The sequence below is a fragment of the Burkholderia sp. HI2500 genome (assembly GCF_002223055.1).
Classification (GTDB): Bacteria; Pseudomonadota; Gammaproteobacteria; order Burkholderiales; family Burkholderiaceae; genus Burkholderia.
In genome coordinates, this window is record NZ_NKFL01000006.1 from 3,155,265 (window position 1) to 3,177,764 (window position 22,500).

Consider the following 22,500-nt stretch of genomic DNA (forward strand, 5'->3'; position numbering starts at 1 on the left):
TCGGGCGCACTCGCAAGGAATTGTCGATAATGGCGTGTTGTTATTCACCGGATGCCGACCATGACCGAAGCCACCCAAGCCCAGCCTGCCGTTCCGCGCCTCACGAGCCTGTCACATGGCGGCGGCTGCGGCTGCAAGATCGCGCCGGGCGTGCTGTCCGAGCTGCTGAAGCGCGCGACGCCGCCCGCGCTGTTCCCGGATCTGCTGGTCGGCACCGAGACCTCCGACGACGCAGCCGTCTACCGCCTCAACGACGAGCAGGCGATCGTCGCGACCACCGACTTCTTCATGCCGATCGTCGACGATCCGTTCGACTTCGGCCGCATCGCCGCGACCAACGCGCTGTCCGACGTCTATGCGATGGGCGGCAAGCCGATCCTCGCGCTCGCGCTGGTCGGCATGCCGATCAACGTGCTGCCGCACGAAACGATCGCGGCCGTGCTGCGCGGCGGCGAATCGGTGTGCGCGGACGCCGGCATCCCGGTCGCGGGCGGCCATTCGATCGATTCGGTCGAGCCGATCTACGGGCTTGCGGCAATCGGCGTCGTGCATCCGTCGCGCGTGAAGCGCAATGCGGCCGCGCGCGCGGGCGACGTGCTCGTGCTCGGCAAGCCGCTCGGCGTCGGTGTGCTGTCCGCCGCGCTGAAGAAGAACCAGCTCGATGCCGATGGCTATGCGCAGATGGTCGCGACGACCACCAAGCTGAACCGGCCGGGCGCCGAGCTCGCCGCGCTGCCGGGCGTGCATGCGCTGACCGACGTGACGGGCTTCGGGCTGCTCGGCCATACGCTCGAGCTGGCGCGCGGCGCGCACCTCACCGCGCGCGTGCACTATGCGTCGCTGCCGTGGCTCGCGGGCGTCGAGGCGTTCGTCGCCGATGGCGTGTTCACCGGCGCGTCAGGCCGCAACTGGGCCGCATACGGCACGGACGTGCGGCTGGCCGCCACGCTGCCGCCCGTCGCGCAGGCGCTGCTGACCGATCCGCAGACGTCGGGCGGCTTGCTGGTCGCGTGCGCACCGGAGGCCGTCGACGACGTGCTCGCGTGCTTCCGTGCCGACGGCTTCGACCGCGCGGGCGTGATCGGCGAGATGGTGGACGGGCCCGCACGCGTCGACGTCGCGTGACGCTCACGCGCCACACAGGATTTTTTTTGCGGTCGCTAGAATCGATGCCTTCCATCGAAGGCATCGACGACCGATGAACGACTTCCTGTTCGGGCTGATGATCGCGCTGTCGGTCGGGCCCGTTGCGCTGATGATCGCGAACTACGGGATGCGCGCCGGCACCGCAAGCGGCGTGCGCGCGGCGGTGGGTGTCGCGATGGCCGACGGCTGCTATGCGGTCGTCGCATTCACGCTCGGTGCGATGCTCGCGAGCACGCTCGCCGCCCATCTGTCGCTGTTTCGCCTGGTCGGCGCGCTCGTGCTGCTCGCGATGGGCGCGCGGATGCTGTGGCAGGCGCTGCGGGATCGCCGCCGCACGCTCGACGGTGATGCACGGCCGCCGGGCAGCCGCCCGTTTTCATCGATGTTCTTCGTCACGCTGGCGAACCCGCTCACGATCCTGTTGTTCTACGGTTATGCAACGGCTGCCGCCGGTGCGCATCGGCACTGGCTGCTGGGTGCCGCGTGCGTGTTTGCCGGCAGCCTCGCGGGGCAGCTCGTGTTCGCATTCGGCGGCAGCGTGATCGGGCGGATCGTGAAGTCGCCGGCGTTGCTCGCGGCGAGCCATGTGGTCGCCGCGCTTGTCGTGCTGGGTTACGGGGTGGCGGGGCTGGCGCGGCTGTAGCGGTGCCGGGTGACACGCGTGCACGTGCGATTGACGTGCCGGTGTCGAGCAACCGGATAGTAATCCTGATGGTGTGTCGACGCGCGGAGACCATTTCCTTCGTCATTCCCGCGCGTACCCGACCCGCACCGACGCACCGTCGCCGTTTCGTAGTCGGGTTCCGCATCGGGCACGCGCGTTCTATACTCCGACGCGCAGTCTACGAGAGCCGTTCTCACCCAACATCATCGAAACAAGGAACGCCGATGCTGACTCGCTCCATTCTTTCCGCCGCTGCATTCTCGCTCGCAGCCTGTGCGACCGCGCCGTCGATCGCGCAGGACAACCAGGGCAACAACGCGGGCAACAATGCATTCGCCGAGACCGGTGCGCAGGGCCGCCCGGTCAAGGTCATGATCATCACGATGTTCGGTCCGGAGGGCCAGGCCTGGCTCGACCGGATCGGCCCGTGGCGCGACATCGCCGTGCCCGGTCTGTCGCCCGACTATCCGAACGTGCATTGCAACAAGCAGGACGTGTGCGTGGTCACGACCGGCATGGGCTATGCGAACGCGTCGGCGACGATCATGGCGCTCACGTTCTCGCAGCGCTTCGACCTGCGCCGCACGTACTTCCTGATTTCCGGCATCGCGGGCGTCGACCCCGCGCAAGGCACGGTCGGTTCGGCCGCGTGGTCGAAATACCTGGTCGATTTCAGCCTGCAGTGGGAGCTCGATGCACGCGAGATTCCGGCCGGCTGGAATACGGGCTTCCTCGGCATCAACACGAAGAGCCCGAACGACAAGCCGCCGCTCGACTATCGCACCGAGGTGTTCCAGCTCAACCCGCAGCTGACCGACGCCGCGGTCGCGCTGTCGCGCAACGTCGTGCTCGCCGACAGCGCGCAGGCGCAGGCCGCACGCGCGAAGTTCAACTACGCGCCGGCGAACCGGCCGCCGACGGTGATCCAGTGCGACACGTCATCGGGCAACACGTGGTTCTCGGGCACGCTGATCGGCGAGCGCGCGCGCCAGTGGACGAAGATCCTGACCGACGGCAAGGGCACGTACTGCATGACCGCGCAGGAAGACAACGCGACGTATGAGGCGCTCAAGCGCGCGGCGAGCGTGAAGCGGGTCGACCTGTCGCGCGTCGCGGTGCTGCGCACCGGGTCCGATTTCGACCGGCCGTATGCGGGGCAGACGAGTGCCGACAACCTGCTGAACTACGCGGACCAGGGCGGCTTCGCCCCGGCGACCGAAAACCTGTACCGCGCGGGCAATCCGCTCGTGCAGGACATCGTGACGCACTGGGGCGAATGGCGTGACGGGGTGCCGCGCCGGTAAGTGCCGGACGACGACTCAGCCGCGATCAGTGCGCGTGCGGGGCCGAACGGAACGGCGTCCATACCGGCGTGGTGTCGTCCCAGTGATCGAGCGGCGAAGGGAGTTGATCGTTCATCATGTTCTCCTGCAACTAACTATCTAGCTGACTGACTCGGCGAGTCGTCGATGGCGGGTTCGAAACGCCGCGCGCGGGGCAACCCGTTGCGCGGCGTTGCGCGTTTACCGGCCCCCGCCGGCGAGCTGGTTGCTTTCCGGCATCGAGCGATACGGGCCTTGCGCCAGTTCGAGCCCTTGCGGATACGAGTTGGCCTTGCGCAGGTACGCGAGCGTGCCGTCCTTGCGTGCCTGCTCGACTTCCGCGTTCACTTCGGCGCGGGTACGCGGGCCGTTGTGTTGCGAGTACCACGACGTGTTGCCGTAGTCGCCGGCATGCGGGGTGCCGGAATCGGCGAAGGCCGGGGCGGACACGGCGAGCGTGAGGGCGAGGGCGGAGAGAAGATGGCGGCGGTTCATGGCGAGACTCCTGGAATGTCGGAGCTGGCGCTGAGCGCTTACTCCGGTCCCATCAAGCGGGATCTGTTCGATGCGCAACGAGGTGCGCGACAGGGTTTACTCTAGGTATCTGTTCCGTCGCGATAAATGCGGCAGATGCGAATTGAATTGTCGTGTCAGTGGAACAATCGCCATCCGTACACCCGGCAGGGTTATGCGGAAATCGCTCGAACCCGCTTGCAGCGGGCCTCGCACGGGCGCGACGACGGCGCGCGGCGACGCAGGCGGACGATTGCGTCGCCTGGCACAAAGGTTTGCTGCGGATTCGGGAAGGATCGGCTGCGCCGGGCGGGAAATGGGGCGCGGAGGCGGGGCGACACGCGGGCCTGGCAGCCCGCGTGTGCGGTTCAGTTGCTCAGTTCAGGCGCTTACGCAACCCACTCGTTGATGACCGGCGTGTCGAGCGCCGGTGCGCGTTCGGCTTCCTCGAACGTGCGCTTGCTGCACGTCGCGTCGAGGCTGCCCTTGCCGCTCAGCAGCGGGCAGCGGTCGAACACCTCGGCGATCCAGTCGACGAACACGCGCACCTTCGGCGACAGATGGCGGCTGTGCGGATACACGACCGAGATCGGCATCGGCAGCGGCTTGACGCCCGGCAGCACTTCCTTGAGCCGGCCTTCGCGCAGATGCGGCAGCACCATGAAGAGCGGCGGCTGGATCAGCCCGAAGCCTTCGATCCCGCAGGTCACGTACGCATCCGCGTCGTTGACCGACACGATGCCTTCCATCTTCATCTCGACTTCCTTGCCGTCGGTCAGGAACGTCCAGTCGATCGTGCGGCCGGTGCGGCTCGAGAAGTAGTTGACGGCCTTGTGCTGGTTCAGGTCGTCGATCGTCTGCGGCTCGCCGTGGCGCTCGAGATAGTCGGGCGACGCGACCGTCACGCATTCGAACAGGCCGACCCGGCGTGCGACGAGCGACGAGTCCTGCAGCGCACCGACGCGGATCACGCAATCGACCCCTTCCTGCAGCAGGTCGACCGGCCGGTCGGACAGGCCGAGCTGCAGGTCGATGTCCGGATAGCGCGTATGGAATTCGCACAGCGACGGAATCACGAGCAGCCGCCCGATCGAACCCGGCATGTCGATACGCAACTTTCCGTGCGGCTTCCGGTTGTTCGCCTGGAAGCTCGCCTCGGTTTCCTCGACGTCCGCGAGGATCCGCACGCATCGTTCGTAGTACGCGGCGCCGTCCGGCGTGAGCGACAGCCGGCGCGTGGTCCGGTGCATCAGCCGCACACCGAGGAATGCTTCGAGATTCTGGATGATCGTCGTGACGGACGCTCGCGGCAAGCTGAGCGTTTCTGCTGCCTTGGTGAAGCTGCTTGTATCGACGACGCGAGTAAACACCTGCATGGCCTGAAGCCGGTCCATCACAACCTCCGCAATCTAATGAGCCTCCGGAACAAGAAGGCTGCGCTACCTCGTGGGTAAACGCAGCCTCGGATTGTTCGGGGGCGTTGAATTGTGTTGCCGGATTATAGGCATTTATCCCAATGTCTGCCGGACCCAGAATTCGTTCCATCTCGAAATGGATGCTGCATCGTCATGGACGCTTCTGAATTCAGCAAATTCCTGAAGGCCGCGTTGCCCGTGCAAGCCACGGCAGGCGCGGCGCTGACGGTCGCCGAAGTCGAAATTCCCGGCTACGCGCAGGACATCGTGCTGCGACTCTACCGCCGCCCGGACAAGACCGGGTTGCCAGTAGTGCTTTATTTCCACGGCGGCGGCTTCGTGCGCGGTTCGCTCGAAGACGCCGATTTCGCCGCGCGTTTTTTAGCAGAACGCTTACCAGCGCTCGTAGTGTCGGTCGATTATTCGCTCGCGCCGGCCTTTCCTTTTCCGGCCGCGCCGGAGGATGCGTATCGCGCCGCCGTGTGGGCCGCGACGCGCGCCCGCGCGTTCGGCGGCAACCCGAAGAAGATCGGTGTCGCGGGCCACGACGCGGGCGGCCAGCTCGCGAACTGCCTCGCGTTCATCGCGCGCGATCGCGGCGAGGTGCAGATCGTCGCGCAGGCGCTGTTCGGGCCGATGCTCGACCCCAGCATGACGCGCATCGGCGACGCCGATCGTCTTTCCTCCGACATCACCCCGCGCGAATGCGCTGCCTGTTATCGCGCGTATCTGCCGCAGGCCGCGCAACGCATGCACCCGTACGCGGCGCCACTCGAATCGGTGCGCCTCGCGGGGCTGCCGCCGACGCTCGTCGTCACCGCGCAGAACGATGTGCTGCACGTCGAGGCGGAGAAATATGCGGGCTGCCTGATCTCGTCGGGCGTGCTCACGCAGGTGATCCGCTATCCGGACATCACGCACGCCGCGCTCGCGACGCACGAAGCCGCCTTCGAGGAAGCCGTGCGCTTCTTCCAGTGCCGCTTCCAGGCGCGCCAGCCGAACCGTTCCGAATAACCAAAACCAATCCACGTTTACTGGAGATCCACATGGCCATCCTACGCACCTCCCGTTCCCGAATCGCGACAGCGGCGATCGTGACGCTCGCCGTCGTCGGCCTCGGAACGTTCGGCGCGATGCGCGTGAACGCAAACGCACCGGAGAAAGCGGCAGCACCGCTGCCCGAAGTCGACGTCGCGACCGTCGTGCCGCAGACCGTGACCGACTGGCAGAGTTATTCGGGCCGCCTCGAAGCGGTCGAGAAAGTCGACGTGCGCCCGCAGGTGTCGGGCACGATCGTCGCGGTGAACTTCAAGGACGGCGCGCTCGTGAAGAAAGGCGACGTGCTGTTCGTGATCGACCCGCGCCCGTACCAGGCCGAGACCGATCGCGCAGCCGCGCAGCTCGCGGCCGCACAGGCGCGCAACGGCTACGCGCAGACCGACTGGCAGCGCGCGCAGCGGCTGATCGGCGACAACGCGATCGCCAAGCGCGACTACGACGAGAAGCAGAATGCGGCCCGCGAGGCGACGGCGAACCTGAAGGCCGCCGAAGCCGCGCTGGAAACGGCGCGGATCAACCTCGGCTATACGCGGATCACGGCGCCGGTGTCGGGCCGCGTGTCGCGTGCGGAAATCACGCTCGGCAACGTCGTGTCGGCCGGCGCAGCGGCCGCGCCGCTGACGACGCTGGTGTCGGTGTCGCCGATCTACGCGTCGTTCGACGCGGACGAGCAGACCTACCTGCAATACATCAACGGCGCGCGCAGCGGCCGCAAGGTGCCGGTCGATCTCGGCCTCGCGAACGAAACCGGCTACTCGCGCAGCGGCGAGATCGACTCGGTCGACAACCGGCTCGACACGTCGTCCGGCACGATCCGCGTGCGCGCGCGCTTCGACAACGCCGACGGTGCGCTCGTCCCGGGCCTGTATGCACGCGTGAAGGTGGGCGGCAGCGCGCCGCACGAGGCACTGCTCGTCGACGACGCGGCGATCAACACCGACCAGGACAAGAAGTTCGTGTTCGTCGTCGACCAGCAAGGCCGCGTGTCGTACCGCGAAGTGCAGCAGGGGATGCAGCACGGCAACCGGCGCGTGATCGTGAGCGGGCTCTCCGCCGGCGATCGCGTGGTCGTGAACGGCACGCAGCGCGTGCGCCCCGGCGAGCAGGTGAAGCCGCACATGGTCCCGATGACGGGCGGTGACGCGCCGTCCGCGCCTTTGGCGGGCAACGCGAAGCCGGCCGCCCCGGCGAAGGCGGATTCGTAAGCGGCCCGCCGCTTCGTATCCGCGTTCAACCAGACAGAGCCACACATGAACATTTCCAAATTCTTTATCGACCGGCCGATCTTCGCAGGAGTCCTATCGGTGATCATCCTGCTCGGCGGGGTGATCGCGATGTTCCTGCTGCCGATCTCCGAGTATCCGGAAGTCGTGCCGCCTTCCGTGATCGTCAAGGCGCAGTACCCGGGCGCGAACCCGAAAGTGATCGCCGAGACGGTCGCGTCGCCGCTCGAAGAGCAGATCAACGGCGTCGAGGACATGCTCTACATGCAGTCGCAGGCGAACAGCGACGGCAACATGACGATCACCGTCACGTTCAAGCTCGGCACCGATCCGGACAAGGCCACGCAGCTCGTGCAGAACCGCGTGAACCAGGCGCTGCCGCGCCTGCCGGAAGACGTGCAGCGGCTCGGCATCACGACGGTGAAGAGCTCGCCGACGCTGACGATGGTGGTCCACCTGATCTCGCCGGACAACCGTTACGACATGACCTACCTGCGCAACTATGCGCTGATCAACGTGAAGGATCGCCTGTCGCGGATCCAGGGCGTCGGCCAGGTGCAGCTGTGGGGTTCGGGCGACTACGCGATGCGCGTGTGGCTCGATCCGCAGAAGGTCGCGCAGCGCGGGCTGTCGGCCGAGGACGTCGTGCAGGCGATCCGCGAGCAGAACGTGCAGGTCGCGGCCGGCGTGATCGGCGCGTCGCCGTCGTTGCCCGGCACGCCGCTGCAGTTGTCGGTGAACGCGCGCGGCCGTCTGCAGACGGAGGACGAGTTCGGCGACATCGTCGTGAAGACGACGCCGGATGGCGGCGTCACGCACCTGCGCGACATCGCGCGGATCCAGCTCGACGCGTCCGAGTACGGGCTGCGCTCGCTGCTCGACAACAAGCCGGCCGTCGCGATGGCGATCAACCAGTCGCCGGGCGCGAACTCGCTGCAGATCTCGGACGAAGTGCGCAAGACGATGGCCGAGCTGAAGCAGGACATGCCGGCGGGCGTCGACTACAAGATCGTGTATGACCCGACGCAGTTCGTGCGGTCGTCGATCAAGGCCGTCGTGCACACGCTGCTCGAAGCGATCGCGCTGGTCGTGATCGTCGTGATCGTGTTCCTGCAGACCTGGCGCGCATCGATCATTCCGCTGATCGCGGTGCCGGTGTCGATCGTCGGCACGTTCTCGCTGCTGCTCGCGTTCGGGTATTCGATCAACGCGTTGTCATTGTTCGGGATGGTGCTCGCGATCGGGATCGTGGTCGACGATGCGATCGTGGTGGTCGAGAACGTCGAGCGCAACATCGAAAGCGGGATGAACGCACGGGCGGCGACCTACAAGGCGATGCAGGAAGTGAGCGGGCCGATCATCGCGATCGCGCTGACGCTCGTCGCCGTGTTCGTGCCGCTCGCGTTCATGTCGGGCCTGACCGGCCAGTTCTACAAGCAGTTCGCGATGACCATCGCGATCTCGACGGTGATCTCGGCGTTCAACTCGCTGACGTTGTCGCCGGCGCTGTCCGCGATCCTGCTGAAGGGTCACGGTGACAAGGAAGACTGGCTCACGCGCGTGATGAACCGCGTGCTCGGCGGCTTCTTCCGCGGCTTCAACAAGGTGTTCCATCGCGGCGCGGAGAACTACGGCCGCGGCGTGCGCGGCGTGCTGTCGCGCAAGACGGTGATGCTCGGCGTGTACCTCGTGCTGGTGGGCGCGACCGTGCTCGTGTCGAAGGTCGTGCCGGGCGGCTTCGTGCCCGCGCAGGACAAGGAATACCTGATCGCGTTCGCGCAGCTGCCGAACGGCGCGTCGCTCGACCGCACCGAGAAGGTGATCCGCGACATGGGCTCGATCGCGCTGAAGCAGCCGGGTGTCGAGAGCGCGGTGGCGTTCCCGGGGCTGTCGGTGAACGGCTTCACGAACAGCTCGAGCGCGGGCATCGTGTTCGTCACGCTGAAGCCGTTCTCGGAACGGCACGGCAAGGCGCTGTCGGCCGGCGCGATCGCGGGGGCGCTGAACCAGAAGTACGGCGCGATGAAGGACTCGTTCGTCGCGGTGTTCCCGCCGCCGCCGGTGCTCGGCCTCGGTACGCTGGGCGGGTTCAAGATGCAGGTGGAGGATCGCGGCGCGGTCGGCTATGCGCGGCTCGCGGATGCGACCAACGACTTCATCAAGCGCGCTCAGCAGGCGCCTGAGCTTGGCCCGTTGTTCACGAGCTACCAGATCAACGTGCCGCAGCTCAACGTCGATCTCGATCGCGTGAAGGCGAAGCAGTTGGGCGTGCCGGTGACCGACGTGTTCAACACGATGCAGGTGTATCTCGGCTCGCTGTACGTGAACGACTTCAACCGCTTCGGCCGTGTGTATCAGGTACGTGTGCAGGCCGATGCGCCGTTCCGCCAGCGCGCGGACGACATCCTGCAGTTGAAGACACGCAACGACCGTGGCGAGATGGTGCCGCTGTCGTCGCTCGTCACGGTGACGCCGACGTTCGGCCCGGAAATGGTCGTGCGCTACAACGGCTACACGGCGGCCGACATCAACGGCGGCCCGGCACCGGGCTTCTCGTCGGGCCAGGCGCAGGCCGCGATCGAGCGCATCGCGCATGAAACGCTGCCGCGCGGCGTGCGGTTCGAATGGACCGACCTCACGTACCAGCAGATTCTTGCCGGCGATTCGGCGATGTACGTGTTCCCGATCAGCGTGCTGCTCGTGTTCCTCGTGCTCGCGGCGTTGTATGAAAGCCTGACGCTGCCGCTCGCGGTGATCCTGATCGTGCCGATGAGCATTCTGTCGGCGCTGACGGGCGTGTGGCTCACGCAGGGCGACAACAACATCTTCACGCAGATCGGCTTGATGGTGCTGGTGGGGCTGTCGGCGAAGAACGCGATCCTGATCGTCGAATTCGCGCGTGAACTCGAACACGACGGCAGGACGCCGCTCGAGGCCGCGATCGAGGCGAGCCGGCTGCGGCTGCGCCCGATCCTGATGACGTCGATCGCCTTCATCATGGGTGTGGTGCCGCTCGTCACGTCGACGGGCGCCGGTTCGGAAATGCGCCATGCGATGGGGGTCGCGGTGTTCTTCGGGATGCTCGGCGTGACGCTGTTCGGGCTGATGCTGACGCCGGTGTTCTACGTCGTGCTACGCACGCTCGCGGGCGGCAAGATCCACGTCGCCGGGAAGGACTCGGCGGGTTATGGTGTGCCGTCCCAGCACGTGCCGGCTTCGGATGCTTGAGGACAGGAAGATGAATAACTTGCACAACACGAATGGCCTGATGCGCTTCGCGAAGGTGGCGGCCGCGAGCACCCTGCTCGCGACGCTGCTCGCCGCGTGCGCGGTGGGGCCCGACTACAAGCGCCCGGATGCGCCGACGCCTGCCGCATTCAAGGAAGCGCCGACGCTTGCCGCCGGCGAGCAGGCCGGCACGTGGAAGACGGCCGAGCCGGCGGACGGCGCGCATCGCGGCGAATGGTGGAAGGTGTTCGGCGACCCGGTGCTCGATTCGCTCGAGACGCAGGCGCTCGCCGCGAACCAGAACCTGAAGGCCGCGGCTGCACGTGTCGAGGAAGCGCGCGCGGCGACGCGTTCGGCGCGCTCGCAATGGTTCCCGCAGGTCGGCGCCGGCTTCGGGCCGACGCGCGAGGGGCTGTCGTCGGCGTCACAGTTCCAGCCGCAGGGCACGGGGCCGACCAACGCGACGCTGTGGCGCGCGCAGGGCACCGTGTCGTATGAAGCCGACCTGTTCGGCCGCGTCGGCCGCAACGTCGAGGCGTCGCGTGCCGACCAGGCGCAGAGCGAAGCGCTGTTCCGCTCGGTGCAGCTCGCGCTGCAGGCGGACGTCGCGCAGAACTACTTCGAACTGCGTCAGCTCGATTCCGACCAGGACTTGTACCGCCGCACGGTGGAGTTGCGCGAGCAGGCACTGAAGCTCGTGCAGCGCCGCTTCAACGAAGGCGACATCAGCGAGCTCGACGTGTCGCGCGCGAAGAACGAGCTGGCGACCGCGCAGGCCGATGCGGTCGGCGTCGCGCGGCGGCGCGCGGCGTCCGAGCATGCGCTCGCGATCCTGCTCGGCAAGGCGCCCGCGGATTTCGCGTTCAAGGAAACGCCGATCGTGCCGGTCGCGGTGAAGGTGCCGCCGGGCCTGCCGTCCGCGCTGCTCGAGCGCCGTCCGGACGTGTCGGCGGCCGAACGCGCGATGGCGGCCGCGAACGCGCGGATCGGCCTCGCGAAGTCGGCGTACTTCCCGAAGCTCGACATCACGGGGGCGTTTGGGTATGAAGCGTCGACGCTCGGCAACCTGTTCCTGTGGTCGAGCCGCACGTTCCTGCTCGGGCCGTTCGCCGGTACCGCGCTGACATTGCCGCTGTTCGACGGCGGCCGTCGTGCGGCCGGTGTGCAGCAGGCACGCGCGCAGTACGACGAGCAGGTCGCGAACTACCGGCAGCAGGTGCTCGTCGCGTTCCGCGAGGTCGAGGACAATCTCGCCGACCTGCGCCTGCTCGACGACCAGATCCGCGCGCAGGATGCGGCCGTCAACGCGTCGCGTCGCGCGGCGACGTTGTCGCGCACGCAGTATCAGGAAGGGGAGGTCGCGTATCTCGACGTGATCGACAGCGAACGCTCGGTGCTGCAGTCGCAATTGCAGTCGAACCAGTTGACCGGCGCGCAGGCCGTGTCGACCGTGAACCTGATCCGCGCGCTGGGCGGCGGATGGGGGCCGGCACCGACGGCGGTGGGCGATGCGGCGACGGGCAAGGCGGAGGTGGCTGCGCGGTGATGCACCGGCCCGAGACGGGCCGACTTACTGGGTAGTCGATCGAAGAACCCCGATCCGTGGCGACGCGGATCGGGTTTTTTATTGGCGGTCAGTCACGGCGGTCAGGCCTGTTGCTCCGGTTTCACGTCTGTGCGTTCCGCGATCACCACCGCGTAGCGGCCGACCGCATCGGCGATGCGATGCGCCAGTTCCGGATCGCGCACCGCGCGCGCGAGCGTGACGCCGCCCGACAGCAGCGCAAGAAACGCGATGGCCCGATCGTCATCGGGTGGGTTATCCATTCCTGCCGACACTTCGTCAACGATCTGCCGCAGTGCCTGCTCGTAAGCGTCGCGCGTTTCGTCGTCGGCGCGCATCACTTCCGGGGACAGGCTTGGCAGCGCACAGCTTTCACCGAGCTCGCAAGTGCGTCGCGGCCCGAGGTAGAACGACACGAACGGGCGCCGCCAGCGCGCGCCATGCTCGGCCTTGAACGTCGCGACGCCTTGCCGGAGCTGGGCGAGGCCATCGAGGACGACCTGCCGGAACGCTTCGCCCTTCGTTTTGAAATGGCCGTAGAACGCGCCGTTGGTGACGCCCGCCGCCTTCGTCAGCGGACCGATGCCGGAGCCGCCATACCCCTCCTCGCGGAACAGCCGGCTCGCGGCTTCGAGGATGCGCGTACGGGTTTCGTGCTTGTGCTCGACGGAATAACGCATGACAGGCTCGCTTCAGAGTGATCACTCTTTATCTTGCATAGAGAGCGATCAGTGTCTAATGTATAGAGAGTGACTGGTATTTATATCACGTCACCTGACCGATGACCTGACCAGGAGAAAGTGCGATGCCGATTACGCTGACAGTATCCGAAGGGGTTTTCACGCCGGACGACGAGGGGGCGGTGTTTGCCGAGTTGACCGATGCGCTGCTGGACGTCGAGGGGCTTACCGGGAATGCGTTCCTGGCGCCGAACGTGGTGGGCACGCTCAACGTGCTGCCGCGACACCGGACCTTCGTGCATGGGCGCGCGGAGCCTGCCGCGTTCGTCGAGCTGAAGTTGCCCGCCGTGGCGCTCGCGGCGCCTGAGCGGCAGCGGCAATTCGTCGAACGGGCGACCGCGATCGTGCTGCGCCGGGCAGGCGGGCGGCTGACGCCTGCGCAGGTGTGGGTGAATGTCGTCCATGCGGTCGACGGTGGATGGGGCATTGCCGGACGACGCTACGACAACGCGTCGCTCGTCGATTCGATCCAGAGCGCGGCTGCTGCGCTCTGATCGCAACTAACGGTCAAGCCGTCCGGTGTTGACCGACGGCGTGGCGGCGCTCGCCGCCACGCCGCATTCGCACCCCGGTGCCGCGCGTGTCGGTTCGCGTCAAAATTACTTGATCAAACGCATCCCGGCGACCTTCGAGGCCGTGACATCGAAAGTTGCCGTGTACTCGCAATCGGCGGCGTGCCCCGACCGCTCGATCAGGCAGTCGGCGAAATCGGCCTTCGCCGATGCCACGAAAGTGCGAAGCGCTTTTCGCACTGTGTCCGCACCTTCAACGACCAATTCCTTGGTCGCGATCATCGAATCGATAATGTCCTTCATCTGCTCGCGTTCGACACCGTAGCAGCGACCGAGTACCCACACGACCTCGACCAGCGCGACCTGCGAAACGTACCCCGGCTGTTCGGCCGAAAGGCTCTCCATCAGCGCTGTCGCCTTCTTCGACTGCACGACGTCATCCTGGGCGAAGTAACGAACCAGCACGTTTTCACATCCAGCCCAATCATCGCGCGGATGCTCCCTGCTCGGCGATGGCCCGGTTCATCTCTTCGAGCGACACCGGTTTCGAGGGCTTCCTCACGATGCCCTTGAGCGACGCGAGCGAGCGTGTGGCTGGATAGACCTCGTACCGGCCCGTGGTCTCGTTGTAGCTGAATTCGATCCGGTCGCCGGACCGCAAGCCAAGCCGATTCCGCACGTCGACGGGAATCGTGACTTGGCCCTTCGAAGTGATGGTTGCAGTGGTCATGGTGATGGCTCCAATTTTCCCTGCTTTAAGGTAAGGGAATGGGAAAGACAAGGTGGAGCACGCAGGTGCTCCGTGGACCAACTGGCCACGAGATCGGTCGGCGTCACTCGCCGAGGTCGATCGTGGCGACAGCATCTAGCTACTCGCGTTCGGACGCCGCCGCCACGAACGGATACCCCCTAATTTTCGTCACCCGCCACCCGCAGCGCGCGAACCAGTTCGCTCGCCGCCTTGCCGAGCCCCGTATGCTTCGGCCGCCGCAGGTACACGGGCAGCGGCAACCCGTTGCGGATGTTCGCGAACACGAGCGGCGCGAGTTCGCCGTCGGCGACGTATCGGCCGATCATGGATTCAGGCAAATTCGCCCAGCCATGCCCGGCCTTCACGAGCGCGATCGCGGTGGCCATGTCGGTCACCTTCCACGTGCGGTTGCCGATCACCGGCCGCACGTCGGTGAGCGGCCGTTCGGGATCGGCGATCACGATCTGCCTGAAGCCCGACAACCGCTCGATCGCTTCCGGTTGCGCGCATTCGGCGATCGCCGGATGGCTCGGCGCGGCGACCGCGACGAGCGTCTCGGTCCACAGCGCGTGGATCTGCTCCTGCGGATGCAGGTCGAGCCCGCCATACGCGACACAGAGATCGACGGCGCCGCGATGCAGCGCATCGATGATCACGTCCTGCGGCGCCGTGACGATGCTGATCGCGAGCGCCGGGTATTTCGCGGCGACGGCCGTCAGCGCGTGGGCGACCGGCGCGCCGTCGAGTTCGGCCGCGAGGCCGAGCCGCAACGTATCCTCGACGCCTTCCGACAGGTGCTGCGCATGCGCACGCAGCGCGTGCAGCCGCTCGGCGATCGAGCGCGCGTCGGGCAGCAGCGCCGCCATCGCGGCGGTCGGCGTCGGTTCGCGCGTGCCGCGGTCGAACAGCACGAGGTCGAGCTCGGCCTCGAGGTTCGCGATCGCCATGCTGATCGCCGACGGCGTGCGGCCGAGCGCCCGCGCGGCCGCGGAAAACGAGCCTTTGTCGATGACGGTCAGCAGCATGTCGATGTGGTCGCTGGTCAGCATGCACTGGCCTCCTGTCAGAAAAATTGAAAGGACCTGACTTTTGCGGACGCGCTACCCGCTGATAGTCTCGCCACCTTGTTCGATAGAAGGTGGATGGTCATGCAAGGGTGGAAGAGACGCATAGTCTACGTCGTGATGTTCGAGGTGCTCGGCATCCTGATCGCATCGTCGGTGCTCGGCATGCTGAGCGGCGCGAGCGTGGCGGCGAGCGGCCTGCTGGGCGTGATGATCTCGACGACGGGTGTCACCGTCAATTTTGTGTACAACCTCGTGTTCGAGGCTTGGGAGCGCAGGAGTGCGGCGACGACGCGCACGGTCGGACGCCGTGTGGTGCATGCGATCGGCTTCCAGGTCGCGCTCGTGACGTTCCTGATCCCGCTGATCGCGTGGTGGCTCGACGTGTCGCTGCTGCAGGCGTTCCTGTACGACGCGGTGCTGATCGTGTTCTTCCCGATCTTCACGTTCACGTACAACTGGGCGTTCGACAGCGTGTTCGGGCTGCCCGATGCGGTCACGCGCAAGGCGGAGCCGGAGCCCGCCGCGTGGTAAGCCGTGCTGACGGAATTGCGCAGGCAGGCAGATTGACGGAACGGACGCGCCGGTCACGCACGGCGGTTGATGAAGCGGCGATGCGGCACGGATCCGCATCGTCGTTGAACAGCGAGGAGAACGGGCGGCGCGGAAACCGCCCGCGAGCGTTACGCGGCGACGAACTCGTGCACGAAGCGGTTGAACACGGCGGGGCTCGCGGCGTTCATCCCGTGCGATGCGCCGGCGACGGTCTGCCGTTGCGCATTGCCGATCCATTGCGACAGCGTGTCGACGTTGTTGCGGAACATCTTCGGGCTGCGCTGGCCGTCGATCAGCAGCGTGCGGCATGCGATGTCGCCGGCCGTGTGCTGCGAGTACGCGGGCAGCGGGTCGCGCAGCTGCTTCGGCAGCGTGCTCGCGTTGTCGATCGCCATCGTGCGGAAACGCGACGTGCTCTTCTTCCATGCGCCCGGCAGGCTCACGGAATCGACGAACATCTCGAGGCCCGATTCGACGTCGCCTTGCCCGATCAGGTTCACGGCCTGCGTGCGCAGCGCGATCGCGGCGGCCGGCAGCGCGGCTTCGCGCACGCCCGGCTGTTGCAGCGGGCCGCCCGGATCGGCGAGCGTCAGCGATTCGACGAGATGCGGATGCTGGCGCGCGACGTTGAACGCAACGCTGCCGCCGCGCGAGTGGCCGACCAGGTGCACGGGGCCGAGGTCGAGCGCGTCGATGAATTCGGCGAGCTCGTCGACGTGGTTCTGCCAGCTGAACTCGTCCTGGATGCCCGCTTCGACGGCCGGCCAGTAATGGCTGAGGCTCGGCGCGATGCAGCGGTAGTGGGCCGACAGCGACGCGAGCTGCGGATCCCAGTAGCGGTAGTCGCACAGCGAGCCGTGCACGAACACCATCGGCGCGCCGCTGCCCCGCTCGACATACGGCAGGCTGATGCCTGACGAAAGCGTCGCAAATTGCAGGTCGGGGTTCGCGAGCACGGACGGCTCGATTCGCATGTTCATGACTGAAAGACTCAAAGGTGCGTCAACACGACGCAACTATGCATCACGGCGACCTGCAAGGAAAACGCATAATTTTCATCGTGACGATCAATTTTATTGATGGCTCGGCCGGAAACCCTTGTCGTGAGGGGACGGGTGTCGATGCTTTCAATCATCTGACGATTGGTCGAGGCGCCGGAAACGCCGGAAAAGGGCGTCCGGCGACCTGCGCATCCGCGCATGGCACCTTTGGAAAACGGGAAGCAGGTACGCGAGCCGCCGAAAGCGGCCCGCGCGTCAGCGCACCGTCAACGCGGGCGCGGTCTGAAGCACGACGGGGAGGTCGTTGTCGGTCGCGAACTGCATCGCGAAATCGAACGCGTCCGCACACACGGTGCGCAATTCGTCCGACACGAACAGGCATTTGACGTTGCCGTCGACGACGGGCATCGCGAGCCGCGACAGCGCGCACGGATAGCCGGGCCGCCGTTCGCCGACGAACAGCGTGATGACGCCCGCGAGGCGTTCGGGCCAGTCGCTCGGGCGGAAGGTTTTCTGCGCGTGCGTGACGCCGCGGATCAGGTGGCCAGTGACGCGGCCGTGTTCGGTGATGTCGATGCGATCCATGCTGGAGTGTGTGTCCTCGTTCGCGTCATTCGCCGCCATCGGCCGCCGCGTCGCCGCGCGCGGGAATCCGCAGGTTGCGCAGCTTGTGATAGAGCGTTTTCTTCGGCATCCCGAGCGCTTCGCTTGCCTCCGCGACGTTGCCGTTGTGACGCTGCAGCATGTCCTCGATCAGCATCCGCTCGAAATACGCGAGCTGCTCCGCGAGCGTGCCGCCCGCGGCCGGCGTGCCGCCGGACGACAGCAGGCTGTCGCCGGTCAGCCCGAGCACGAAGCGGTCGGCCACGTTCTGCAGCTCACGCACGTTGCCGGGCCACGCATGCGTCATCAGTTCGGACACCTGCGCAGCCGTGACGACCGGTGCCGGCTGCCCGAAGCGGCGCGCGGCCGCGAGCACGAAATGTTCGAACAGCAGCGGGACGTCCTCGCGCCGCTCGCGCAGCGGCGGCAGTTCGATCTGCGCGACGTTGAGGCGATACAGCAAGTCCGCGCGAAAGCGGCCGTCGGCCGCGAGCTCGGCAAGATCGGCCTTCGACGCGGCGACCACGCGGCAGTCGACCGGAATCAGCTCGTTCGCGCCGAGCCGCTCGACCACGCGCTCCTGCAGCACGCGCAGCATCTTGACCTGCAGCGGAATCGGCATCGTCTCGATCTCGTCGAGGAACAGCGTGCCGCCGTCCGCCCATTCGATCTTGCCAATGCGCTTCTTGATCGCGCCGGTAAATGCGCCGGCTTCATGGCCGAACAGTTCGCTCTCGAAGACCTGCTCAGGCAGGCCGCCGCAGTTCAGCGCGACGAAATGCGCGTCGCGCCGGCCGCCGAAGTCGTGCAGGCTGCGCGCGATCAGTTCCTTGCCGGTGCCCGTCTCGCCGGTGATCAGCACCGACACCGACGTATCGGCGAGGCGCAGGATCTTCTTGCGCACGTCGGCCATCGCGGGCGACTTGCCGAGCACGAACGCCTCGATGCCCTGCCAGTTGTTCAGCGCCGCGCGCAGCCCCTGGACCTCGAGCGTCAGGCGGCGCTTCTCGACCGCGCGCGCGACGCGCCCCGCGATCACGTCCGACGAGAACGGCTTCTCGATGAAGTCGTACGCGCCGACTTGCATCGCGCCGACGGCCGTCGAGATGTCGGCATGGCCGCTGATCAGCACGACCGGGATCTGCGCGTCGATGGCCATCACGCGATCGAGCAGCTGCAGCCCGTCGATGCCCGGCATCCGCACGTCCGACACGATCACGACCGGCGCGCCGGGCGCGACGTGATGCAGCGCGTCGGCGGCCGACGCGAACGCGTCCACTGCGAAGCCGGCAAGCGCTACCGCCTGCTCGACGCCGATCCGGACGTTTTCATCGTCCTCGACGACCAGCACCCGAATCTCATCTTCCATGCTCTGTCCTTTGCAGCGTGGCCGCCGCGAATTCGATACTGAACTGCGCGCCGCCTTCGTCGCGGTTCGTCGCGGCGATCTTCGCGCCGAACGCCTCGACGATGCGCGACGTGATCGCGAGGCCGAGCCCGAGGCCCTGGCCGCGCGGCTTGGTCGTGACGAACGGCTCGAACAGATGCGGCAGCACGTCGGGCGCGATGCCCGCGCCGCTGTCGGCCACCGTGAAGCGCACGCGGCCGGCTTCGTCCGGCCCGGCGGCCTCGATGACGATACGGCGCACGCTCGCGTCGTGCACCGCGTCGAGCGCATTGCCGAGCAGGTTCACGATCACCTGCTGCAACTGGCTCGATTCGGCCGACACGGCGGTGCCCGGCGCGATGTTCACGTCGAGCTGCACGCCTTCGTCGCGGATCCGCGCATCGTAGATGAGTCGCGCATGCGCGACGGCCTCGTTCAGCGACACCGCGACGCGCTCGACGTCCGGCTTGCGCGCGAAGGTCTTCAGCTCGCCGGTGAGCACCGCCATGCTGTCGACGAGCTTGCCGATCCGTTCGAGATTGGCGAGCGCCGGCGCGGGCTGGCCGCGCTCGAAGAACGTGCGCGCGTTGTCGCACAGCGTGCGGATCGCGACGAGCGGCTGGTTCAGCTCGTGCGTGAGGCCGGCGGCCATCTGCCCGAGCACCGCGAGCTTGCCCGCATGCACGACTTCCTGCTGCGATGCGCGCAGCCGCTGCTCGGTGCGCTCGCGCTCGACGATCTCGCGCTGCATCCGTTCGTTCGCGGCCGTCAGCGCGGCCGTGCGCTGCGCGACGGTCAGCTCGAGCTGGTCGTTCGCGCGCCGCAGCGCGTCCTGCGCGTTCAGCCGCGCGACGATCGCCCGGCGGCGCTGGATCGCGTAGCCGGCGAGCAGCGCGGCGATCAGGAACGCGCCGGTGACGAACACGAAAGCCGTCTGCTGCTGGCGCCGCGCGCCCGCGATGTCGAGCAGCACCATCAGCGAATCGCCGGCCTGCGGCGCGGGGCGCGACATCACGAGATAGCGCGTGGTGCGGCCGCTGTGGCGCGTATCGGGGAAGGTGCCGAACCACGCGGCCGCGCTGCGGTCGCCGATATGGCGGTACGGCAGCGCGTCGACCGTGCGGCCCGCGTATTGCCGCGACGCCTGGATGTCGCGCTGCTGCTGCGCGGTGATCGGGCGCAGCGCGGTGAATTTCCATGCGGGTTCGGTCGAGATCACGACCACGCCGTTGCTGTCGACGACCATCGCGGCGACGCCCGGCGCGCGCCACGCCGATTCGAGCGAATCGACGCTGATCTTCACGGCGGCCACGCCGATCGGCACGCCTTCGTCGCGCACCGCGCTGGCGAAGTAGACGCCCGGCACGCCGGTGTTGGTGCCGATGCCGAAGAAGCGGCCGCTGCCGCGCGCGAGCGCGTCCTTGAAATACGGCCGGTACGACACGTTGGTGCCGACGAAGCTGAGCGTCTCGTTCCAGTTGCTGGCGGCGATCACGTCGCCCTGCAGGTCGATCACGTCGACCGCGCCGCTGCCCGCGTCGCGGTTCACGGCTTCGAGGTAGGTGTCGACCGTGTGCACGAGTTCGGGAGCGTCATGCGGCGCGGCTTTCAGCATCGTGCGCACGCCGTCCTGCCGCGCGACCAGGCCGGGCAGGATCTCGAAGCGGCCGAGCTCGCTCTTCAGGCTCGACGCATACAGGTCGAGCCGGTGCGCGCCGGTTTCCTCGAGCGCGTCGATCGCGCGTTCCCACGCGAAATCGACGGCCGCGGCCGCCACGCACACATACAGCACGCCGGCCGATGCCCAGCCCCACCACGGGATGCCCTTGAAGCTCTTCTGCACGTTCGCCCTCATCGAAGCCCGCAATCGTCCGCACGGCGTGACGCCCGAAACGACACCCCGAACGACGCGCGCCGCGCGCCGGGTGGGCCGGCGGCGGCGCGTGCGAAGCGGCCTGCGCGACGGTGCGCGCGGCGGCGCGTCATCCGAAGTGGGCGACCAGGATCAGCGTGACCGTGACGACGATCGCGCCGCCGATCCGCGTCGCGATCTGCGCGAACGGCATCAGCTGCATCCGGTTCGCGGCGGTCAGGATCGCGACGTCGCCGGTGCCGCCTTGCCCACTGTGGCAGGCGTTCACGATTGCGGTGTCGATAGGGTACATCTTCATCAGGCGGCCGACCACGAAACCGGTGCCCATCAGCGTCGCGACGGTCGACACGATGGTGACGACGTTGACGATCGTGAACGCGGCGGTCAGCTTGTCCCACGGCGTCATCGCGACGCCGATCGCGAACAGCAGCGGGTACGTGACGGCGGTCGAGAAGAACTTGTAGACGACGAACGCGCCTTCCTGCAGCGGCGGCGACACCGCGCGCGCGAGCTTCACGAGCACCGCGAGGAACAGCATCGCAACCGGCGCGGGCAGGCCGAACAGCTTGTGCGCCATCAGGCCGACCAGGTACAGCGTGATCGCGGTGATGCCGGCGCCCGCGATGTGCGAAACGTCGACGTGGCCGCGGATTTCCTCGTTCTCGGGCGTCATGTCGCCCGATTCGCCGACCTGCAGGCGGCCGTTGCCGGTCAGGTGCGGGAAGCGCTTGCCGAGCATGTCGAGCGCGCCCGACAGGATGATCGCGGTCAGGCTGCCGAGCATCACCGGCGGCAGCACCATCGCGAACATTTCGCCTTGCGGCAGGTGCATCAGTTCCGAATAGCCGATCGACAGCGGAATCGCGCCTTCGCCGACGCCGCCGGCCATGATCGGCACGACGATGTACAGCAGAGTGTGGCGCGCGCCGAGGCCGAGCGCGGTGCCGACCGCCGTGCCGACGATCGCGGCCGCGACCGAGCCGGCCGCGAGCGGGATGAAGATCTTCACGAAGCCCTGGATCAGCACGCGGCGATCCATGCTCAGGATGCTGCCGACGATGATCGACGCGATGAACAGGTACAGGAAGTTGGTCGACTTCGTGAACTCGACGGTCAGGTTCAGCACCGGCTTCGGCAGCACGTGGTAGTACGTGAGCGCCGACGGCACGAAGGTCGCGAAGATCGCGGCCGCGCCGATGTTGCGCAAGAGCGGCAGGCGCTTGCCCAGTTCCGCGCAGGTGAAGCCGAAGAACGCGAGCACCGCGATCGCCATCGAGATCTCGCCGGGCACCTTGCCGGTCACCGAGAAGCCGACGATCAGCGCGAGCAGGATGAAATAGACGGGCAGCGGAATGATGCCGATGCGGATTTCCATCAGTTTCCACCAGCCTTCAGGCCAGAAGCGCGCGCGCGGGGTGGCGACGGCGTCGGAAACCGGCTCCGGATGGGACGGGGTATGGATAGAGGTCTGCAAGACGTGTCTCCTGATGTTGGTATGCCTGCATGGCTTCGCGGCATCGTGTGCCGTCTATTACGCAACCCTCGTGCCAGAAATCCGGCCTGTCGGAATATTTTTAATGCATTGATTTATAAGGGGTTTGTTTCGTCTGCGGAAAGGGAGTCCCGGCCCGCTGGCCGAGATTTCGGAATTCGCGCGGCGCCCAGGCCGAGATTTCGGCCTGGCGGCCGGCCGGGCAGCCGGTCAGGCCGCCGATCCCGTATGGCCGCCCGCCATATCGCCGCGCGCGATTTTCTTCGCACAATCGCTTCGTAGACCGCCCCCGCGCCGCTCTCTATCATCGGCTGATCTTTTCCGATGCGTTTGACCTCTGTCCGGAGAACGCCCGTGCGTTCGCCGCGGCGTCGCTCATCCATCGATA

Annotated in this window: 19 protein-coding genes and 1 pseudogene; 9 read left to right on the plus strand and 11 right to left on the minus strand. The window is 67.0% G+C overall.

Translation table 11 applies throughout. The features are described from left to right. Positions 1 to 60 precede the first annotated feature (60 nt). The 3 genes from selD to CFB45_RS32020 all read left to right on the plus strand — a co-directional run bounded on the left by selD (position 61) and on the right by CFB45_RS32020 (position 3,114). On the plus strand, positions 61 to 1,125 hold the full coding sequence (selD, locus tag CFB45_RS32010; protein WP_089429226.1) for a selenide, water dikinase SelD: 1,065 nt from the start codon (positions 61 to 63) through the stop codon (positions 1,123 to 1,125). Positions 1,126 to 1,198: 73 nt separating this feature from the next. Beyond that, complete coding sequence (locus tag CFB45_RS32015; RefSeq protein WP_089428983.1) at positions 1,199 to 1,789, plus strand: LysE family translocator; 591 nt, start codon at positions 1,199 to 1,201, stop codon at positions 1,787 to 1,789. Between the two features lie 245 nt (positions 1,790 to 2,034). Then, the gene (locus CFB45_RS32020) at positions 2,035 to 3,114 is read left to right on the plus strand and encodes a purine-nucleoside phosphorylase (protein ID WP_011353903.1); all 1,080 of its coding nucleotides are present in this window, start codon (positions 2,035 to 2,037) and stop codon (positions 3,112 to 3,114) included. 219 nt (positions 3,115 to 3,333) lie between these two features. Here the strand turns inward: CFB45_RS32020 and CFB45_RS32025 are convergent, their stop codons facing one another. Both CFB45_RS32025 and ceoR read right to left on the minus strand, forming a co-directional pair. Next, positions 3,334 to 3,627 (minus strand): DUF4148 domain-containing protein, encoded by a 294-nt coding sequence (locus tag CFB45_RS32025; protein WP_077021359.1) that lies wholly within the window; start codon positions 3,625 to 3,627, stop codon positions 3,334 to 3,336. A gap of 407 nt (positions 3,628 to 4,034) precedes the next feature. After that, complete coding sequence (gene ceoR / locus CFB45_RS32030; RefSeq protein WP_039367883.1) at positions 4,035 to 5,039, minus strand: putative multidrug efflux transcriptional regulator CeoR; 1,005 nt, start codon at positions 5,037 to 5,039, stop codon at positions 4,035 to 4,037. 174 nt (positions 5,040 to 5,213) lie between these two features. On the opposite strand from ceoR, the gene CFB45_RS32035 reads away from it, so the two are divergent. The 4 genes from CFB45_RS32035 to opcM are packed head-to-tail and all read left to right on the plus strand — an operon-like array spanning position 5,214 to position 12,116. Further along, positions 5,214 to 6,074, plus strand: a complete 861-nt coding sequence (locus CFB45_RS32035) for an alpha/beta hydrolase (protein WP_089428984.1) — start codon at positions 5,214 to 5,216, stop codon at positions 6,072 to 6,074. Positions 6,075 to 6,106: 32 nt separating this feature from the next. Continuing rightward, positions 6,107 to 7,324, plus strand: a complete 1,218-nt coding sequence (gene ceoA, locus CFB45_RS32040) for a multidrug efflux RND transporter periplasmic adaptor subunit CeoA (RefSeq protein WP_089428985.1) — start codon at positions 6,107 to 6,109, stop codon at positions 7,322 to 7,324. 45 nt (positions 7,325 to 7,369) lie between these two features. Beyond that, positions 7,370 to 10,570, plus strand: a complete 3,201-nt coding sequence (gene ceoB, locus CFB45_RS32045; protein WP_089428986.1) for a multidrug efflux RND transporter permease subunit CeoB — start codon at positions 7,370 to 7,372, stop codon at positions 10,568 to 10,570. A 10-nt stretch (positions 10,571 to 10,580) separates the two neighbouring features. After that, a complete protein-coding gene (gene opcM, locus CFB45_RS32050) occupies positions 10,581 to 12,116 on the plus strand; it encodes a multidrug efflux transporter outer membrane subunit OpcM (RefSeq protein WP_089428987.1) in 1,536 nt (511 codons plus the stop codon). A gap of 101 nt (positions 12,117 to 12,217) precedes the next feature. Here opcM and CFB45_RS32055 read toward each other — a convergent pair whose 3' ends face one another. After that, entirely contained in the window at positions 12,218 to 12,814 is a 597-nt protein-coding gene (locus CFB45_RS32055; RefSeq protein ID WP_089428988.1) for a TetR/AcrR family transcriptional regulator, read from the minus strand. A gap of 125 nt (positions 12,815 to 12,939) precedes the next feature. On the opposite strand from CFB45_RS32055, the gene CFB45_RS32060 reads away from it, so the two are divergent. Then, complete coding sequence (locus tag CFB45_RS32060) at positions 12,940 to 13,368, plus strand: Tautomerase enzyme (RefSeq protein ID WP_089428989.1); 429 nt, start codon at positions 12,940 to 12,942, stop codon at positions 13,366 to 13,368. A 105-nt stretch (positions 13,369 to 13,473) separates the two neighbouring features. Here CFB45_RS32060 and CFB45_RS32065 read toward each other — a convergent pair. From CFB45_RS32065 to CFB45_RS32075, 3 genes and pseudogenes are all read right to left on the minus strand, one after another. After that, a pseudogene (locus CFB45_RS32065) lies at positions 13,474 to 13,874 on the minus strand (PIN domain-containing protein). Beyond that, complete coding sequence (locus CFB45_RS32070) at positions 13,871 to 14,116, minus strand: AbrB/MazE/SpoVT family DNA-binding domain-containing protein (protein WP_089428990.1); 246 nt, start codon at positions 14,114 to 14,116, stop codon at positions 13,871 to 13,873. Before CFB45_RS32070 ends, CFB45_RS32065 begins: the two are co-directional and overlap by 4 nt. Before the next feature lie 179 nt (positions 14,117 to 14,295). Beyond that, positions 14,296 to 15,186 carry a LysR family transcriptional regulator gene (locus tag CFB45_RS32075; RefSeq protein WP_089428991.1) on the minus strand — a complete coding sequence of 297 codons (891 nt, stop codon included), beginning with the start codon at positions 15,184 to 15,186 and terminating at the stop codon, positions 14,296 to 14,298. A 99-nt stretch (positions 15,187 to 15,285) separates the two neighbouring features. On the opposite strand from CFB45_RS32075, the gene CFB45_RS32080 reads away from it, so the two are divergent. Further along, positions 15,286 to 15,735 carry a PACE efflux transporter gene (locus tag CFB45_RS32080; RefSeq protein ID WP_089429227.1) on the plus strand — a complete coding sequence of 150 codons (450 nt, stop codon included), beginning with the start codon at positions 15,286 to 15,288 and terminating at the stop codon, positions 15,733 to 15,735. Between the two features lie 149 nt (positions 15,736 to 15,884). Here CFB45_RS32080 and CFB45_RS32085 read toward each other — a convergent pair whose 3' ends face one another. The 5 genes from CFB45_RS32085 to CFB45_RS32105 all read right to left on the minus strand — a co-directional run bounded on the left by CFB45_RS32085 (position 15,885) and on the right by CFB45_RS32105 (position 22,094). Further along, positions 15,885 to 16,736, minus strand: a complete 852-nt coding sequence (locus CFB45_RS32085; protein WP_089428992.1) for an alpha/beta fold hydrolase — start codon at positions 16,734 to 16,736, stop codon at positions 15,885 to 15,887. A 276-nt stretch (positions 16,737 to 17,012) separates the two neighbouring features. Continuing rightward, positions 17,013 to 17,342 carry a DUF3579 domain-containing protein gene (locus CFB45_RS32090; protein ID WP_089429228.1) on the minus strand — a complete coding sequence of 110 codons (330 nt, stop codon included), beginning with the start codon at positions 17,340 to 17,342 and terminating at the stop codon, positions 17,013 to 17,015. Positions 17,343 to 17,367: 25 nt separating this feature from the next. Next, a complete protein-coding gene (locus CFB45_RS32095) occupies positions 17,368 to 18,729 on the minus strand; it encodes a sigma-54-dependent transcriptional regulator (protein WP_089428993.1) in 1,362 nt (453 codons plus the stop codon). Further along, entirely contained in the window at positions 18,719 to 20,602 is a 1,884-nt protein-coding gene (locus CFB45_RS32100) for a sensor histidine kinase (protein ID WP_089428994.1), read from the minus strand. The genes CFB45_RS32095 and CFB45_RS32100 overlap by 11 nt, the downstream gene beginning before the upstream one ends. 127 nt (positions 20,603 to 20,729) lie before the next feature. Further along, positions 20,730 to 22,094 (minus strand): 2-hydroxycarboxylate transporter family protein, encoded by a 1,365-nt coding sequence (locus CFB45_RS32105; RefSeq protein ID WP_089428995.1) that lies wholly within the window; start codon positions 22,092 to 22,094, stop codon positions 20,730 to 20,732. Between the last annotated feature and the right edge of the window lie 406 nt (positions 22,095 to 22,500).

Bases quoted from the DNA above. Each gene is read 5' to 3' on its own strand.
- selD (WP_089429226.1), top strand. From the start codon at position 61: ATGACCGAAGCCACCCAAGCCCAGCCTGCCGTTCCGCGCCTCACGAGC.
- CFB45_RS32015 (WP_089428983.1), top strand. From the start codon at position 1,199: ATGAACGACTTCCTGTTCGGGCTGATGATCGCGCTGTCGGTCGGGCCC.
- CFB45_RS32020 (WP_011353903.1), top strand. From the start codon at position 2,035: ATGCTGACTCGCTCCATTCTTTCCGCCGCTGCATTCTCGCTCGCAGCC.
- CFB45_RS32025 (WP_077021359.1), bottom strand. From the start codon at position 3,627: ATGAACCGCCGCCATCTTCTCTCCGCCCTCGCCCTCACGCTCGCCGTG.
- ceoR (WP_039367883.1), bottom strand. From the start codon at position 5,039: ATGGACCGGCTTCAGGCCATGCAGGTGTTTACTCGCGTCGTCGATACA.
- CFB45_RS32035 (WP_089428984.1), top strand. From the start codon at position 5,214: ATGGACGCTTCTGAATTCAGCAAATTCCTGAAGGCCGCGTTGCCCGTG.
- ceoA (WP_089428985.1), top strand. From the start codon at position 6,107: ATGGCCATCCTACGCACCTCCCGTTCCCGAATCGCGACAGCGGCGATC.
- ceoB (WP_089428986.1), top strand. From the start codon at position 7,370: ATGAACATTTCCAAATTCTTTATCGACCGGCCGATCTTCGCAGGAGTC.
- opcM (WP_089428987.1), top strand. From the start codon at position 10,581: ATGAATAACTTGCACAACACGAATGGCCTGATGCGCTTCGCGAAGGTG.
- CFB45_RS32055 (WP_089428988.1), bottom strand. From the start codon at position 12,814: ATGCGTTATTCCGTCGAGCACAAGCACGAAACCCGTACGCGCATCCTC.
- CFB45_RS32060 (WP_089428989.1), top strand. From the start codon at position 12,940: ATGCCGATTACGCTGACAGTATCCGAAGGGGTTTTCACGCCGGACGAC.
- CFB45_RS32070 (WP_089428990.1), bottom strand. From the start codon at position 14,116: ATGACCACTGCAACCATCACTTCGAAGGGCCAAGTCACGATTCCCGTC.
- CFB45_RS32075 (WP_089428991.1), bottom strand. From the start codon at position 15,186: ATGCTGACCAGCGACCACATCGACATGCTGCTGACCGTCATCGACAAA.
- CFB45_RS32080 (WP_089429227.1), top strand. From the start codon at position 15,286: ATGCAAGGGTGGAAGAGACGCATAGTCTACGTCGTGATGTTCGAGGTG.
- CFB45_RS32085 (WP_089428992.1), bottom strand. From the start codon at position 16,736: ATGAACATGCGAATCGAGCCGTCCGTGCTCGCGAACCCCGACCTGCAA.
- CFB45_RS32090 (WP_089429228.1), bottom strand. From the start codon at position 17,342: ATGGATCGCATCGACATCACCGAACACGGCCGCGTCACTGGCCACCTG.
- CFB45_RS32095 (WP_089428993.1), bottom strand. From the start codon at position 18,729: ATGGAAGATGAGATTCGGGTGCTGGTCGTCGAGGACGATGAAAACGTC.
- CFB45_RS32100 (WP_089428994.1), bottom strand. From the start codon at position 20,602: ATGAGGGCGAACGTGCAGAAGAGCTTCAAGGGCATCCCGTGGTGGGGC.